This is a genomic window from Lysinibacillus sp. RC79 (assembly GCF_041262405.1).
Lineage (GTDB): Bacteria > Bacillota > Bacilli > Bacillales_A > Planococcaceae > Lysinibacillus.
Window position 1 is genome coordinate 11,923 of sequence record NZ_JBGCCD010000038.1, and the last position, 16,531, is coordinate 28,453.

A 16,531-nucleotide genomic window follows, 5' to 3' on the forward strand; every position below is an offset into this window, starting at 1 on the left:
GCCATTCACCCTTCTGCCTTCAATTCAAATATTGTATCGCGCAGCTCAGCAGCACGTTCGAAATCGAGTGCTTTTGCTGCTTCTTTCATTTCTACTTCTAGAGAAGCAAGTAACTGCTCTCTTTCCGCCTTCGTCAGCTTCTTACCTTTTGTTGCCTTCGTTACATAAGACTCTTCTTCCTCAGCCACCTGTGTCGCACGAATAACATCAGGAATTTTCTTAACAATCGTTTTCGGTGTAATGCCATGCTCTTCGTTATACGCCATTTGCATTGTTCGACGACGCTTCGTTTCTTCAATCGCCTTTTTCATCGAATCTGTCATATTATCTGCGTACATAATGACATGACCATTGGCATTACGTGCAGCACGTCCAATTGTTTGAATTAATGAACGCTCTGAACGTAAAAACCCTTCCTTGTCAGCATCTAAAATCGCCACAAGGGAAACCTCAGGAATATCTAGCCCTTCTCGCAATAAGTTAATGCCGATTAGAACATCATAAGTACCTTTACGCAGCTCGCGAATAATTTCAATTCGCTCTAGCGTCTTAATCTCCGAATGCAAGTACTCCACCTTTAAGCCCATTTCTTTCAAATAAGCTGATAAATCCTCTGACATTTTTTTCGTCAATGTTGTAACGAGCACCCGCTCATTACGAGCAATACGATCTTGAATCTGATCGATTAAATCATCAATTTGTCCTTCAATAGGACGTACTTCAATTTGTGGATCAAGCAGCCCTGTTGGACGAATAATTTGCTGCACCATTTCCGGAGTATGCTCAAGCTCATAAGGGCCAGGTGTTGCTGATACATAAATAGCTTGATGTATATGTTTCTCATATTCTTCAAAACGTAAAGGGCGGTTATCTAGTGCTGATGGCAAACGGAATCCATGCTCAACTAGCACACCTTTACGTGCTTGGTCACCGTTATACATCCCTCGAACTTGTGGCAAAGTAACGTGACTTTCATCGACAACAAGTAAAAAATCATCAGGGAAATAGTCAAGTAGCGTATATGGCGTTGCTCCCGCTTCACGCAAGGTTAAATGACGCGAGTAGTTTTCGATACCTGAGCAAAAGCCCATTTCACCCATCATTTCCAAATCATAACGAGTGCGTTGCTCTAAACGCTGTGCCTCCAATAATCTATCCTCTGCACGTAAAAGAGCTAGACGCTCCTCCAACTCTTTTTCAATATTTTCAATGGCTTTTCGCATTTTTTCTTCTCGTGTAACGAAGTGGGATGCTGGGAAAATAGCTACATGATCACGATCCGCTAGTATTTCACCAGTTAACGCATCCACCTCGCGAATTCGATCGATCTCGTCCCCAAAAAATTCCACGCGGATACATTGTTCGTCACGGGATGCAGGAAAAATTTCTACTACATCACCACGTACCCGAAACGTACCTCGTGTAAAACTCACATCATTACGCTCATACTGTACATCGACCAATTTTCGAAGCAACTGATTACGTTCAATTTCCATTCCAGTCCGTACCGATACGACCATTTCACGATATTCTTCTGGAGAACCTAGACCATATATACAGGACACGGATGCAATAATAATGACATCATCACGCTCGAATAATGAAGATGTTGCAGAGTGACGCAACTTATCAATTTCATCATTAATGCTTGAATCCTTCTCGATATAAGTATCCGTCTGCGGTACATAGGCCTCTGGCTGAAAGTAATCATAGTAGCTAACAAAGTATTCAACTGCATTATTAGGGAAGAACTCTTTAAATTCACTATATAATTGACCCGCTAGTGTTTTATTATGTGCCATAATAAGTGTCGGTTTTTTTACCTGTTTAATGACATTAGAAATCGTAAACGTTTTTCCTGTTCCTGTTGCACCGAGTAATGTTTGATGTCGTTTACCTGCACGTACACCCTCCACTAATTCCGCAATTGCCTGTGGCTGATCTCCATTAGGCGTATATGGCGCTTGTAAATCGAATGTTTGCACACATGTCCCCGTCCTTTCCTACCAATTTGATACATATATTTTAGCATAGCATTATTAAAATTTCGAACATTTAACGAACGAATGTTTGTGAAAAATTTTCCGTTTGCTATATTTAAGAGGATTTCGATAGAACGTATGTACTAAAACATTTAACTTCTTTCAGCAAACATCCGCTGAAAGAAGTTAAAGCCTCAGGCGGATGTCACGGAATCGGAAAGGAGTTCTTTGTGCAAACACAAAGCCGATTCCGGACGCAATTATGCCGAGGCATAATTGATTAACAGCCTATCTATAAATAGATTACCCTTTCCAAATGTTAGTTAATCGAGATAGGAAGATGTAATGCATGACCTTAGAGGGGAGAAACGCTCAGGTGGAGTGAAGAATTTGATCGGGTTGGACATAGAAATGCTCAGGTTGCTTGAAAAACTGATCCGGTTGTTCATAGAACTGCTCAGCTTAAATGTAAAACTAACCCTATGAACGATAGAACTACTCAGTCAGGCTCAAAACTGTTCAGATCCCACTAAGTTTCGATTCCCGCCTCACTACATATCCAATCAGAACCTAAACAAATTCAAGATATTCAATCACCAATCTTGCACATAAAATAGCAAAAAAATCCCGCCAACCAATAACGGTGAGCGGGCTCATCATATTATTCACTTGCTACTTGGTGTAAAGCTTCTAGTTCGGCTGCGTAAAGATGAAATGCCTTTTCATCTTTTTCATCGAGTGCTCTATCTATCAGAACCATGAGCTGCTCTTCACGATGCTTACGCTGGATATGATTTAAAAATAAATCTAAATAAATCTCGTTTAATAATTTCTCTGCCTCATCAACTTTCTTTGACTGACCAACGGCTTTTAGAAAATCTGTATACGAATAATATTTATCCAACGAATCTCACCTCGATCCTTTTCTAAATTATATGAAAATTGAATTTAAAATGCAATGCTTAAGAACTGAAAATCACTTCGATTTACTATTAATCTCTTGCTGTTTCAAGCAATTCCTCTAAGCAATTGCTTGAAACAGCAATGGTTTTCTTCTTTTATCTATATTTTCTGAATTCGAATTTGTGTTTTACACTTCAATAATAAATAGAAAAAGGAGGCTTACAAAGATGTCAACAAACTACGTCAATGCATATTTAATGTCTTTCAACACCTATTTACTTCAGCCAATTCAGTACGACTCTAAAATTTTCACACGGGTAATTGATAAGCATAATGAACTGATCGTCACACGAAAGCCAATGCATATATTACGAAAATCTTGTATTTCACTTGGAACAACCTATGAAGCAGCAAAACATTCCGCCAAACGCTTCTTCGGCAATCAGCATAAGCTTCCAATCGTTGTTGCTTATGATTACGGTTATCCATGTATTTTTTTCCCAACATATTCGCCAAACTCTGTCCACAATATTTGGATTGGACTTCACGCCATTGCGAATATTGTACCGAGTAAAATGGGCTGTATCGTCACACTGAAAAATAATAAACAGATTGAACTGTCTATTCAATATGCTTCGATTAGTAAGCAATTTGTCAATGCGTCGATGCTCTATAAGCATTACATGGATGAGCGTAAGCAGATTAGCCAAGACACTCCGTATCATCCACCTTTTTAAAAAAAGGTATCACCAGAACTAAAAAAACCCTCAAAAGCACAATTTTACTGTGCCTCTGAGGGGCTTTCATTACCCGATTTTTGAACGTAAGTATGCATTAATGAATGGATCTACATCGCCATCCATCACCGCTCCTACATTACCTGTTTCTTCATTTGTACGATGATCCTTCACCATTGAATATGGATGGAATACATATGAACGAATTTGTGAGCCCCAGCCGATTTCCTTCTGTTCACCACGGATTTCATCTAGCTGTGCCTGCTGCTTTTCGATCTCTAATTGATAGAGTTTCCCTTTTAACATCGTCATGGCTTTTTCACGGTTTTTAATTTGTGAACGTTCTGCCTGACATTGTACGACAGTACCAGTTGGAGTGTGCGTAATACGAACAGCTGAATCTGTCGTATTAATATGTTGACCACCTGCACCTGTTGCACGATACGTATCAATTTTTAAATCCTCTGTACGAATATCAATTTCAATATTGTCATCGAATTCAGGCATAACATCACAAGAAACGAAAGATGTATGACGACGACCAGAAGAGTCAAATGGTGAAATACGCACTAAACGATGGACACCTTTTTCTGCTTGCAAATAGCCGTAAGCATTATGACCCTTAATGGACAATGTTACAGATTTAATACCTGCTTCATCGCCTGGAAGATAATCAACGGTTTCGACTTTAAAGCCACGTTTTTCCGCCCAGCGTGTGTACATACGAAGCAGCATTGAGCCCCAATCCTGAGATTCCGTACCACCTGCTCCTGGGTGCAGCTCTAAAATCGCATTATTTTGATCGTATGGACCGCTTAATAGTAATTGCAGCTCAAAATCGCCCATTTTTTGCTGAAATTCTACTAATTCATTGCCTAGCTCTTCATGCAATTCTTCATCAGGCTCTTCTCGCAATAGCTCTAGCGTCATATCTAGGTTCTCATGTGTTTCCAATAAATCTTTATATTCATTAACAATTGCCTTTAAGCCATTGCTTTCATTAATGATTACCTGTGCGCCTTGCTGATCATCCCAGAAGCCTGGCTCAAGCATCATTTCATCTAATTCCTGAATGCGTGCCTCTTTGTTTTCTAAGTCAAAGAGACCCCCTAAAATCCGCCAATTTTCCGGCTGAAGTGTCTAACGCGTTACGTACATCTGCTAATTCAATCATTGTTAAATCCTCCGAACATTATTAATGGGGCCATCTTATCAATTTCGCCTTGGCGTAATTGTTGCTGTCGCTTCGCTTTCGCACAGATAAACAATGCGTCCAGATTTTGAATTGTGCCTTGGCTGCACGATGCAGGTCAGTTAGCCGTTTTCGCAGGATGCGAAGGTTTTAGGCTAACATCCTTTATTTATTCCTCTCAAAATCCGTGACATCCGCCGGAGGCTTTCTTCATTCAGTAGTGTTTGGACAAGGAATCACACCCGCATTCATCTCACCACCTGCAGAGGTGGGAGTCTTCTGCTGAATGAAGATAAAACTTCTATGATAACCACCCAAGCTTTTAGAAAAATCAGTACAAAAAGTGATTTTAAAATACTCATACTTCATTTTTCAAGCCTCGTATCTCTTCATTATAACGTTTTTACGGCGGAAAACATACTTTTTTACAATACAGTATGATTTACAATAGTGTATCAATCTTTTTCAGCTTCATCGTCAAAGATAACGTTGTTCGCAATTCGTTGGAATACTCTACCTTGATCATATTGAACTAGTAAATGCTTCATTCGTTTCTCCAGTTTATATTTTAGTAAAAACGCTCTTTGAATTCTGGATTCGAATGCTCTGACACTTAGATCCACATTAAATTCATAGCCGTTCATAAAAATTACTTTTGTACGCTTATTATCCACAGCTTGATAGTCCTCGATATGATGGACAGCAAACCATGTACATTCAGGTCGTAAATAAGACTTACTTGGAAACCATACAATATTACTTCGTTCATGAACAACTATGGGATTTTTATTCAGCTTTCCAAGTATCATTTTCGAGCCATCGAAAGCCCCTCTTAAGCTTGAACCAAAATAACGTAGATTATAATCCATTAATTTTGTCGGTGCTAATTTTGAAATGTATTCGTTATCCCTTTCTATTACGCGTGTGCACAAGTTTCCATGGGCATCATACTCCGGTATATACAGCATCGTTTCACTACTCATAATGTCATCACAATGCATGTAAATCCTCCTTAAAATAATATTTATTTTTTCTAGTAAAGAGGAGTATACTAATAAATATATTGGTATACTCCAATGTATTTCCTCGAGAAGGTCTTCCTAGGACTCCTATTCTCGAGGATTTTATATCCACACATGAATCACTCCCTTATCCAAAGAAAAGAAGTTCGAATTTCCAAAACTTCCATACTATTCGTATATACTCATAATAAATCAGAAAAAAGTTATAAACATTACCCTTTTTATTGAACTATTTACCTATTGTTGTAGTATTATATATCTTTTTCTGAATTTTCTAATATTTTCGCAGATTTAAGCTCTCTATCAAAACATAGCTTTCCTTTTCCTCTCTCGGGAATGTTATAAAATTGAAAAGTGCAATGTATCGCTTATGCAAATGTTCCGGTAAATGGCCCATACCTTCTACCAACTGACGATTGTTAGCTAACCAATTCCAGCAAGAGTTATCAGTCCTTTTAAAATGTGAAGATTACCTAAAACATAAAAAAAAGACCATTTTAACATTCAGTTAAAATGATCTTTTTCATAATCGTTAACTTATTGAGCTGCACCATGGCAGTTTTTAAATTTCTTACCGCTTCCGCACGGACATAAATCATTACGTCCGACATTTTCTGCCTTACGGACAGGTTGCTTTTTCGGAGCTGAACCGCCATCCTCTTTCGGATTAACAGCTTGACCTTTTGCAACTTCCTCACGCTCTAAATTATTATGGATTTCTGCCTTCATCGCATATTTTGCTACATCTTCGCGAATGGAAGCGACCATATCCTCAAACATAGCAAAGCCCTCTTGTTGATACTCACGAAGTGGGTCATTTTGACCATATGCACGAAGATGGATACCTTGACGTAGCTGATCCATAGCATCAATATGGTCAATCCATTTCGTATCAATTGAACGTAATAAGATAACCTTTTCAAATTCACGCATACGCTCGGGTGTAAGCTGTTCTTCTTTTTCATCATAACGTGCTTGGACAGCGTTTGAAATTAGCTGGTTAATCTCTTCTGCAGATTTACCTTGGAAATCTTCCACCTTCAGAACGCCTTCATCTAATAGGTTTGCTGCGACATAGTCATCAATTGCTTTTATGTGCCAATCCTTTTGCTCACCTTGTGTATACAATGCGACAATGTTGTCGATCGTTTCTTGAATCATAGACTCAACAAGCACACGCATATTTTCTGTTTCTAATACGTCATAACGCTCTTTATAAATAATCTCACGTTGCTGACGTAGCACATCATCATATTGTAATAAACGTTTACGAGCATCGAAGTTATTACCTTCAACACGTTTTTGAGCTGATTCTACTGCTCTTGAAACAACTTTAGATTGTAGTGGCTGTGTATCATCCATCCCTAATTTCATCATCATGGATTTCATATTATCAGAGCCAAAACGACGCATTAATTCATCTTCTAGTGACAGATAGAATTGAGTAATCCCTGGGTTCCCTTGACGACCAGAACGACCACGTAGCTGATTATCGATACGACGAGATTCATGACGCTCCGTACCAATTACCGCTAAACCGCCAAGCTCCATTACACCTTCTCCAGGTTTAATGTCCGTACCACGACCAGCCATGTTCGTAGCAATTGTTACTGCACCCTGCATACCAGCATTCGCAATAATTTCTGCTTCACGCTCATGGTTTTTCGCGTTTAATACGTTATGTGGGATTTTATGTTTATCCAATAAATTCGAAATAATTTCAGATGTTTCAATAGCAACAGTACCGACAAGAACTGGTTGTCCAGCTCTATGGCGCTCTGCAATATCTGCCGCCACCGCTTTATATTTCCCTTCCATCGAAGCAAAAATTAAGTCTGGACGGTCATCACGAGCTATCGGCTTATTCGTTGGGATCGCCACAACACTCATATTATAAATATTACGGAATTCTTCTTCCTCTGTTTTCGCTGTACCTGTCATACCTGAAAGTTTTTGATACATACGGAAGTAGTTTTGGAATGTAATTGTCGCCATCGTCATCGATTCATTTTGAATCTCTACGCCCTCTTTGGCCTCAATTGCCTGATGCAGTCCATCCGAGTAACGACGACCTTTCATTAAACGACCTGTAAAGCCGTCAACAATAATGATTTCGCCTTCTTGTACAACATAATCAACATCATTATGCATACTTACATGTGCCTTTAACGATTGATTAATCGCATGGTTTAAACGTACATGCGTTAAATCAAATAGGTTATCAACGCCAAATGCTTTCTCTGCTTTTTCAACACCAGCATCTGTTAACGTAACACCTTTTGTCGACTCTTCATATGTGTAATCCGTTTCCGCACTTAACATACGAACAAACGCATTAGACTGTTTATAAAGCTGCGCTGATTTCCCAGCCTGACCCGAAATAATTAATGGCGTACGCGCCTCATCAATTAAAATCGAGTCAACCTCATCGATGACCGCAAAATGTAGCGGACGTTGTACACGTTCCTCTTTATAAAGCACCATATTATCACGTAAATAGTCAAAGCCTAGCTCATTGTTTGTAGTATACGTAATATCAGCTTCATAGGCTGCACGTTTTTCTTCTTTTGACAGGCTGTTCAAATTTAAACCAACCGTTAAGCCTAAGAAATTATACAGATGTCCCATTTCCTCAGCATCACGACTAGCTAAATATTCATTGACTGTCACAACATGTACGCCTTTACCAGTAATGGCATTCAGGTAAACAGCCATCGTAGCCGTTAACGTTTTACCTTCACCGGTTTTCATTTCCGAAATATTACCTTCATCTAATGCCGCAGCACCCATAATTTGTACACGGAATGGGTACATCTCTAGTACACGCTTTGACCCTTCTCGACAAACGGCAAAAGCTTCCGCACGGATCGAGTCTAAATGCTCTCCGTCGGCATAACGTTTTTTAAATTCTTCTGTTTTCGCTTGTAATTGATCATCTGAAAGCTGTTCCATTTGAGAAGCGAATGCCTCAACCTGGTCAGCGATTTTTTCTAATTTTTTTAGTTCACGTTTATTGAAATCAAATAATTTATTTAATAGGTTTGCCATGAATTTTTTCACTTCCTATATAGTCTCAGCTTTCATTTTACCATTGTATAACAGATTCATGCAAACAGAGTCCCTAGCATGAAAAGAAATCATATCAATTTGGTGAAAAGATATACCTGCATTCATCCCACCACTTATATAGGTAGTAATTTCCTCTGAATGAAGATAAAAAAGGCTCCCGCTTTTCGCGAGAGCCCTTGTACATAATAAAGTTTAAGTTGTTTCAATTAAGCCGTATTTACCGTCTTTGCGTTTGTAGACAATATTTGTGCCGTTTGATTCTGCATCTGTGAAGATATAGAAATCATGCCCTAGCATATTCATTTGTAAAACAGCTTCTTCTTGATCCATCGGTTTTAGATCAAATTGCTTTGTGCGAACAATAGAGTATTCGTCTTCCTCTGTTGATACATCAGCTGCTGCTTGAGAAGTAGCAAAATAAAGGCCTGTACCTTCGCGCTCACGGAATTTACGGTTTACCTTTGTTTTATGCTTACGGATTTGACGTTCTAATTTATCAACGATTAAGTCAACCGCAGCATACATATCATTATGACGCTCTTCTGCACGAAGAGTTAAGTTCTTCATTGGAATTGTAACTTCCACTTTAGTTTGCTTGTCATTATAAACCTTTAAATTTACGTTAGCGTTGGCGTTAACATCTTCGTTAAAATAACGTTCAACTTTTTCGATTTTGTTTTCAACATACTCTCGAATAGCTGGAGTTACCTCAATATTTTCACCACGAATGTTAAAGTTTAACATGTAAACTCCTCCTTTATAACTGCTATACTATATATTTCTACACAAGTGTGTGAAATTCCTCTAAAATAATTCTTTTTTTCACAAAAAAATTTTTTCCTGCAATAATGGGCAGTATAGGCGAAAGCAAAAGAAGTTAGGTGAGGGATGAACAAAATCCGTCCCCCACTGATGAATGCTTCACTTTATAAATGAATGTTATTTAATTTTGCCTCATCCGCTTCTTTTCTTCGGCGCAGCTTCAACTCTTCGACAATCAAATCTTCAACCAATTCTTGATTATTGAAATTCACGCCATACTGCTTGCCATTTCCAAAAGGACGGCTCCAAATTATTTCACCATAAGCTCGTACCTCTCTTGTATCAAGAACAAAGCGTAAATCCAAAGGATGAGGATTGACACCCAAATCCACCTCAGTAAACATCTTTAAACCGCGTGGACTAATATCAAGCAAGTCAGCCATTGCCATTTGCGCTTGATTGACTCTACCATCCTCATATACTGCAAAAGTCATTTTAACAGGCTCATCGAACTTAAATCGAAAACCTTCTTGGCGTTTAAATATCATCTACCCACCCCAATACTATTCTAAACATCTATTTAGCTTGATTATGACACGATGCATGTTTTTCATCTAGAGGGAATAAGTAACATATTTTGCCGGATAAAGACCTATTTTTTATTAATATGTACTTAATATTCAAAACAGGGATATGGAAACTTCATCAACAATATTGTAAATTTTTACCAAAATATGGCGGTGTTGTAATTTATATACGTACAAAACTTCTCTAATTTAAATTCTGGTGTTATATGTTTTAGAAGCAAACACAAAACCAGGAACTCATTTATAAAGAGTCCTGGTTTTGATGAATATAAGATCCTTAAAAGTATAAGTATCTTTTAACTTATTTTTTCCCGTCGTAATACATACCATCCATTACACGGACAGAGCTATACGGATTTAAATATTGCTGCTCAGTTTTTTTAGATTGTTGAAGAGTTTTCATATCTGTTTTAATCGCTGCCATAACCTTTTGTAATCGTTCCTGTATCCCTCGATCAAGTTCCTGTAAATGCTTATATAATTGATGCCCATCTAAAGATTTTCCAGATTGCTTCAATTCCTCGATTATTGCACCGCGCTCGTCAAGCAAGTCATTTATTTTTTCGATAAATTCTTCTCGATCGTCTCCTTGAGGAATGGTCGACAAATGCTCGTAAAGTCTAGCTGAAATAGAGAGCAATCGTTCAACTGGTCCCATCATATTCTGTCTCCATTGCCGTATTGTTGCTGACGATTAATACGAATAACTTCCTTCCAAGTATCACGGAATTCCAAAACAAGTCCTTCAACCTCTTCAATTATAGAAATGTCATTTCGAATATTTGCTTCTACTAATCGATGATTCATATATTCATAGAGTGCCATCATATTTTTAGATACTTCAATATCCATATTCAGTGTCGCCATAAGCTCACTTATGATTGCCTGTGCTTTTTGAAGGTTAGTATTTTTTTCTTGAATCTTTTTATCTTGAATCGCCAATTTTGCCTTATACAGAAATTTTAAGCATCCATTATACAACATTAGTGTTAAATCTCCTGGAGAGGCAGTTGTAACACTATTTTGTTTATATGCATTATGAGCAGATGTTTGTGCTGTCAATCAAAGACAACTCCTTTATATTACCTTTTAACTAAATTATACTAAAACTTTTATCCCTGTCCACCAAATTGCGCAAACATACCTGATTGTGAGTTTGCTTTGTTAATAGCTTTCTCCATTGCACTGAATTGCTTCCAATAACGGGCCTCGATGTTTTCTAATTTTGTTTTCCACGTATCAATCCGTTTATCCATATCAACTAAATTTTTACCGATTGAGTACTCTTGCTCTGTCGATGTAGCACGACCAGCCTTTTTCTCAATATCTTGTGTGAAAGAGTTCATAGACCCTTGTAGCTTTTGGAGGAAACCACGAGTATCCACAGTTTTTTCGACACCGTCGACAACAACTGTACCTTTTTCATTACCTCTATTTGTAAATAGCGCTGTCACTGCATCAGGGTCATCTTCTAATGCCTTACGTAATTTTTCTTCATCAATTTCCAATGTACCGCCGTCATTATATGATTTCGAAGTCGTAATCCCGATTTTAAATAACGTATTATATTCTGAATTTTCTACAGCAGGATTAGATTCGTAAATCAACCCACGCATACTAGACAATCCACTTCTTAAAATCGAGTCACTTCGCAATAAACCACTCTTTGCTTTTTCTTCCCATAGTTTAATTTCGTTTTCAGACATCTCTTTTTTTTGCTCGTCTGTTAAAGGTAAATAATCTCGATATTTTGTTTCTTTTGTTTGATCGTTCATTTCCTTAACAAGACCGTTATATGTAGTGACGAACTCTTTAATTTTGTTCATCATCTCATCTACATCTGTTGAAGATGTCATTGTTACTGGAGGAATATTTGGTGCCGTTGATGGCTTACTGGATTCAGCATCTGCAGCAGCTTGAGCTGCATCTAAAGTTGCTTGTGCCTGTGTTAAACGATTTTCACCAGCTTTGAAATTGTTTTCTGCTTGCACTTTTAAAGCTAATTTTTCATCATAAGGAATTTGAACTGTCGCAACTTCTTGATAATTTTTCAAGTCTTCTTCACTTAAATTTTTTAACGATTGCTTCTGTGTATCACTTAACTTTAATAATTTTGTTTTTAATGCTTCGTCTTGTAAGTTATTAATTGATTCATTTAATGTTTCATTACTTGTAAAATCTAACCCTGTGATACTAGTAATATCTGTAGCGGATAAGCCACTTAGGAATTGTTTATCTAAAGATTTATAAATATTCAGTGAAGTTTCTTTCTGAGCCGCATCTTTAAAATTAGTTAACTGGGTCTCATCTAGAGTTTCCACTAACAATAAATCATCTTTACTTAGACTCATTAGCTTTGATTTCAAATCTGGCGAAAAAGATGAACTAGCATTAATAGCATCTTTGATAGTTTGTTCATCCGCATTTTCATCAACTACTAAACTTTGCAATTCAAACATCTCTGCATCAGTAAGTGAACTGAAGAAAGAGTTTTTGTTGATTTTGTTGTATGCTTCTTGCTCAGTAGCATTCAAACTATTTTTAAAAACTGGGTCATACCTATTTGTATATGCCGAATTAGCAGTATCAAAATTAGCAATAGCAGTATCTAATAATTCCTGTAATTTATCTTTACTTAACTGAGCATTTTTGAGTTCTTCTTTTGCTGCTGTTAAATTATTTTCAATTGTAGTGGCAGCATTGAATGTATCTTTTAATGTTACCGTATATCCTGAAATAGAAAATGTATTAGATGATCTTTCCGTCGGAATTCCATTCACTTGAAATACTGCGTTTTTACCACCACTTGCTAAATCTCCTGAAGTCGCACCTAATAACGAATCAAAACCAAGTTTTCCAAATACATCTGCTCCTGAAATAACTTGTACCTCAGCACCATTTTTATTGTCTCCTGTATTTTTTGCTGTGATTGAAAGAGTTCCATTTTCAAATATAGCGCTTACGCCCGCATTACTATTATTTATTTTTTCAACTAACTCAGATACAGTTGTTTTATTTGGATCAAATTCAATTTTAGTCCCTGTTGCAGCCATACTACCATCCGCTTTGATTGAGCTTAACTCAATTACTCCATCAGAAATACCAAGATCGCTTAATTTTGTATTCCCTGTCGCATTTATTTGCTTACCAAGACCGCGAGCAGCTGAAGCCAATTGAGAAACACCCTCAATTGATAATGTTCCAGAAGCATTTGCGCCTGCCTTTGCTGTAACATAATTTGAGTTTGAAGATGTAACTGTTTTAGTCATGAAACTTTTATTTAAAAGATTATCCTGAATATATCTATCAAATGTTTTTAATTTTGTATTGACACCCCTATATGCATCACGCATCCATTCAGTGGTTTGTTTCTTTTGCTGCAATTTGATAAGAGGAGACTTTTCTGCTGCCATTAACTTTGCTACTAATGCATCGATATCCATTCCCGACGCTAATCCACCAATTCTGTTTACCATAGTAATACCCTCCTAAAAATCTTATATTTTTTCATCTACAATCATACCTAAAAGTTTTTGCATCTCGTAGAAAGCATCCAATAACTTTCTCGGTGGAATTTCTTTCACGACTTCTTCTGTTTGTGCGTCTACGACTTGTACAAAATAACGCTCTAAACCATCGTGAAGTACGAATTTCGAAGAACTATGATTGATTTGTAAAAATTCGTTCACTGTTTCTACAGCTTGTTGTAGTTTTTCTTTTGTTATTTCTTCTTCATCTATTACAATATTTTGCTTTTCTACTATTGGCTGTAGAGCTGCTTGAGTAGATACAGTAGGCTTTGTTGCCTCTTCAGTACCTGTAGTATTACTTGAAACAGCCAATGCTTCTACTGATTGTCCTTTCGGTACAATACGCATCTCACCTGACCTCCTATGCTTTTCTATTACTTGTGTTTAATATCGGATATATTTTGAAATATTTCACTTTAAAGTAAAGCTAATTAAAATAATTAGGAATGATTATGCCTACTAGAAGTTTATAATTTAACTAATAAACATAAAAAAAGATGAATTTCCTTATTCTACAAAACGAAAATTCACCTTAAAATATTTTTATTAATTCGAAACAATGGTTGTAGAAGTACAAGTAGAATTATTAGCTGATGACCATAACATTACTAAAACTAATACTAAATATCCCTTATTTCTCCGAGACCATTATTGTCTTTTGGCTTTATCTATTACAGCTAACAAGGACAAATTAAACATATTCCCCTAATTAGTGCATTTCTACATCATTAAAAATATCAATAATCGTCTGTGCTCGTTCTTCAAAAGTATGTCCACCTTTAATAGCCTGCCACGCTGCTTCAGACATTTTTTCACGTTGCTCATCATCTTTTAAAATCGCCTTAACAGACTCCACCATTGCGCCTAAATCATTAAAGTTATAGAACATTAATTCTTTTTCTGTAAAAAGCTCTCTCAAATAAGGTGTTTCATTTGTCACTACCACTGAGCGTGCCGCCATCCCAGCAAAAACTCTCTCATGAGTACCATCACGAAGCAATGCTTGAAAACTCATAATAACCTTTGCTTGTCGCATCAACTCTTGAGTTTCCCAATAATTTACTGATTCATGAATAATCACATTAGAATAATCCACAAGAGGTGAATCCTTCCATCCTTTACCATAAATACTAATCGGCAAGCCTGCATCCGCAAGTGCTTTTACAACACTTAAACGATTCACAGAATATATATATCTACCAATATCACGTACTAACTTTATAATCTCCGGATTCTCATTTAGACGTAAATCTATTGATACACCTCGTTTCGCGAAAGCTTGTAAAAATTCATCTATGTAGTACTTTCTTGAATCTTCAAGACAATTATCTATAACTTCTTTACAAATTGCAAAAATAGCAGGTGACTGGCTCTCAATGTACTTTGTATACATTGTCATATCTGAATAAGATCCACTCACTAAAATATCAATAGTTTTTTCCACTTTTTCCACTGACAATTCAATTGCAGCATGGGGTAACATATATGTATTGGAAATATTCAGGCCAAAATGCTCTAAATTATTTACATCATTTCGATCCATCACAGTCAAAATATCTTGTGGTCGTAAATTTTCAAGGCGACCTAAATGATCTATCGGATGATCGATAAGTAAATAAATATAAGGAGCTCTAATAACTTTCTCTATAATCTCTTTATTTTCTAAAAACAAACCGTTAAATGAAATTACAGCATCTACATCTAAGCCTAATAATGCAATCACTTGATCATTAACTGAATATTTCCCATCTAAAACAATTGTTTCTATCCCCTTCTTCTCAAGTCCCCTTGCTAAAGCATCCATCCAATAACGTAATACATTATAATTAGATTGCCCTTTTATCAAAACTACTTTTTTCATACAATTCACTCCAACTTTATTTATATTCAAAATAATACTCTAATACATTTTAAGCAACCTACTCATCAAAAGATAAGTAGGTTCAGCATAATAACAAAAACTATATTCTAAAATTAAAATTTTTTATTATTCTTTAATTCAGAAAAACTCTACACAAATTGAGATAAAGATAATGTAGAGAAATCCTTTAGCTTTATGTTAGTTAGTAGAATCAAAAATTAGTTAGAAAAAGGATGAAATATAAAGTAAGACTTTTAATAATGGCGATTTAACTTAAATAATTCTGGGTATAATAGCATGTTAACACTAATTATTTGCTTCTTCGTTTTTTTTCGGCACAAAAGTCGGTTGGACTTCTAAATTTTATTTTTATTAATTATTTTTTAATACCAAATGTATTTCAGAAGAAAATTCAGATTTATCAAAAATCAATTGTAAATCATCTATTATATCTAAATATTTTTCATTAAAAAACTCCTGTATTCTAACACTAGCTTTTTTATTAGTAAGACTCATTAAAGTAAATCGATACCAATCCATAGCATCGCTCCAAATTGCCATTTACCTATTTTTGAAAAATTAAATTCATTACAAAAATATTCAATAGACTCTTTAGTATATAAGTGTGTATGCCCACCCGATAAATGTCGATTAAATTCACTTTCATTCATTAACTCCCAGAACACAGAAAATGAAAACAACGGGATTGATATGTAAAAATATTCAATATTTTTATTATTGGAAATAGCATCTAGTATTTCGCGAGGATTTGTTAAATGCTCTAAAACACCTATCATTGAAATAATTTCTGCATCTGTATTATTTATGATTGTCACTAAATCGTTTATATTTGATTGTTTAACAAATTCTCCAGCTAACATTTTAT

The 16,531-nt window shown here is 36.2% G+C and carries 16 protein-coding genes; 1 reads left to right on the forward strand and 15 read right to left on the reverse strand.

The genetic code is table 11. The annotated features are described in order from the left end of the window. Positions 1–5: 5 nt before the first annotated feature. Both uvrB and ABH968_RS24070 read right to left on the reverse strand, forming a co-directional pair. Positions 6–1,985 (reverse strand): excinuclease ABC subunit UvrB, encoded by a 1,980-nt coding sequence (uvrB, locus tag ABH968_RS24065; RefSeq protein WP_370048088.1) that lies wholly within the window; start codon positions 1,983–1,985, stop codon positions 6–8. Between the two features lie 658 nt (positions 1,986–2,643). After that, a complete protein-coding gene (locus tag ABH968_RS24070) occupies positions 2,644–2,886 on the reverse strand; it encodes an IDEAL domain-containing protein (protein ID WP_370048090.1) in 243 nt (80 codons plus the stop codon). A gap of 226 nt (positions 2,887–3,112) precedes the next feature. On the opposite strand from ABH968_RS24070, the gene ABH968_RS24075 reads away from it, so the two are divergent. Then, positions 3,113–3,622: a competence protein ComK gene (locus ABH968_RS24075; RefSeq protein ID WP_370048092.1), complete on the forward strand. Its 510-nt coding sequence runs from the start codon at positions 3,113–3,115 to the stop codon at positions 3,620–3,622. Positions 3,623–3,691: 69 nt separating this feature from the next. On the opposite strand, the gene prfB is transcribed toward ABH968_RS24075, so the two are convergent. From prfB to ABH968_RS24140, 13 genes are all read right to left on the reverse strand, one after another. Then, positions 3,692–4,796, reverse strand: a protein-coding gene (prfB, locus tag ABH968_RS24080; RefSeq protein WP_370048093.1) for a peptide chain release factor 2 whose coding sequence is annotated in 2 segments (ribosomal slippage) — positions 3,692–4,720 and positions 4,722–4,796 — 1,104 coding nt in all. Because the reading frame shifts where the segments join, the coding sequence is not laid out codon by codon here. Positions 4,797–5,024: 228 nt separating this feature from the next. Beyond that, positions 5,025–5,183: a hypothetical protein gene (locus ABH968_RS24085; protein WP_370048095.1), complete on the reverse strand. Its 159-nt coding sequence runs from the start codon at positions 5,181–5,183 to the stop codon at positions 5,025–5,027. Positions 5,184–5,269: 86 nt separating this feature from the next. Then, entirely contained in the window at positions 5,270–5,815 is a 546-nt protein-coding gene (locus ABH968_RS24090; RefSeq protein ID WP_370048096.1) for a competence protein ComK, read from the reverse strand. A gap of 558 nt (positions 5,816–6,373) precedes the next feature. Next, on the reverse strand, positions 6,374–8,884 hold the full coding sequence (gene secA, locus ABH968_RS24095; RefSeq protein ID WP_370048098.1) for a preprotein translocase subunit SecA: 2,511 nt from the start codon (positions 8,882–8,884) through the stop codon (positions 6,374–6,376). Positions 8,885–9,097: 213 nt separating this feature from the next. Continuing rightward, entirely contained in the window at positions 9,098–9,649 is a 552-nt protein-coding gene (gene hpf / locus ABH968_RS24100) for a ribosome hibernation-promoting factor, HPF/YfiA family (protein ID WP_370048100.1), read from the reverse strand. Between the two features lie 182 nt (positions 9,650–9,831). Beyond that, positions 9,832–10,215, reverse strand: coding sequence for a PilZ domain-containing protein (locus tag ABH968_RS24105; protein ID WP_370048102.1), 384 nt, complete (start codon positions 10,213–10,215; stop codon positions 9,832–9,834). A gap of 340 nt (positions 10,216–10,555) precedes the next feature. After that, complete coding sequence (locus ABH968_RS24110) at positions 10,556–10,915, reverse strand: flagellar protein FliT (RefSeq protein ID WP_370048103.1); 360 nt, start codon at positions 10,913–10,915, stop codon at positions 10,556–10,558. Next, positions 10,912–11,316 carry a flagellar export chaperone FliS gene (gene fliS, locus ABH968_RS24115; RefSeq protein ID WP_370048105.1) on the reverse strand — a complete coding sequence of 135 codons (405 nt, stop codon included), beginning with the start codon at positions 11,314–11,316 and terminating at the stop codon, positions 10,912–10,914. Before fliS ends, ABH968_RS24110 begins: the two co-directional genes overlap by 4 nt. 50 nt (positions 11,317–11,366) lie before the next feature. Continuing rightward, positions 11,367–13,730, reverse strand: a complete 2,364-nt coding sequence (gene fliD, locus ABH968_RS24120; RefSeq protein ID WP_370048107.1) for a flagellar filament capping protein FliD — start codon at positions 13,728–13,730, stop codon at positions 11,367–11,369. 21 nt (positions 13,731–13,751) lie between these two features. Continuing rightward, positions 13,752–14,132 carry a flagellar protein FlaG gene (locus ABH968_RS24125; RefSeq protein ID WP_370048109.1) on the reverse strand — a complete coding sequence of 127 codons (381 nt, stop codon included), beginning with the start codon at positions 14,130–14,132 and terminating at the stop codon, positions 13,752–13,754. Between the two features lie 361 nt (positions 14,133–14,493). Further along, complete coding sequence (locus tag ABH968_RS24130; protein WP_370048110.1) at positions 14,494–15,645, reverse strand: glycosyltransferase family protein; 1,152 nt, start codon at positions 15,643–15,645, stop codon at positions 14,494–14,496. A 372-nt stretch (positions 15,646–16,017) separates the two neighbouring features. Further along, positions 16,018–16,185: a hypothetical protein gene (locus ABH968_RS24135; protein WP_370048111.1), complete on the reverse strand. Its 168-nt coding sequence runs from the start codon at positions 16,183–16,185 to the stop codon at positions 16,018–16,020. Next, the gene (locus ABH968_RS24140) at positions 16,161–16,526 is read right to left on the reverse strand and encodes a class I SAM-dependent methyltransferase (protein ID WP_370048112.1); all 366 of its coding nucleotides are present in this window, start codon (positions 16,524–16,526) and stop codon (positions 16,161–16,163) included. The genes ABH968_RS24135 and ABH968_RS24140 overlap by 25 nt, the downstream gene beginning before the upstream one ends. Between the last annotated feature and the right edge of the window lie 5 nt (positions 16,527–16,531).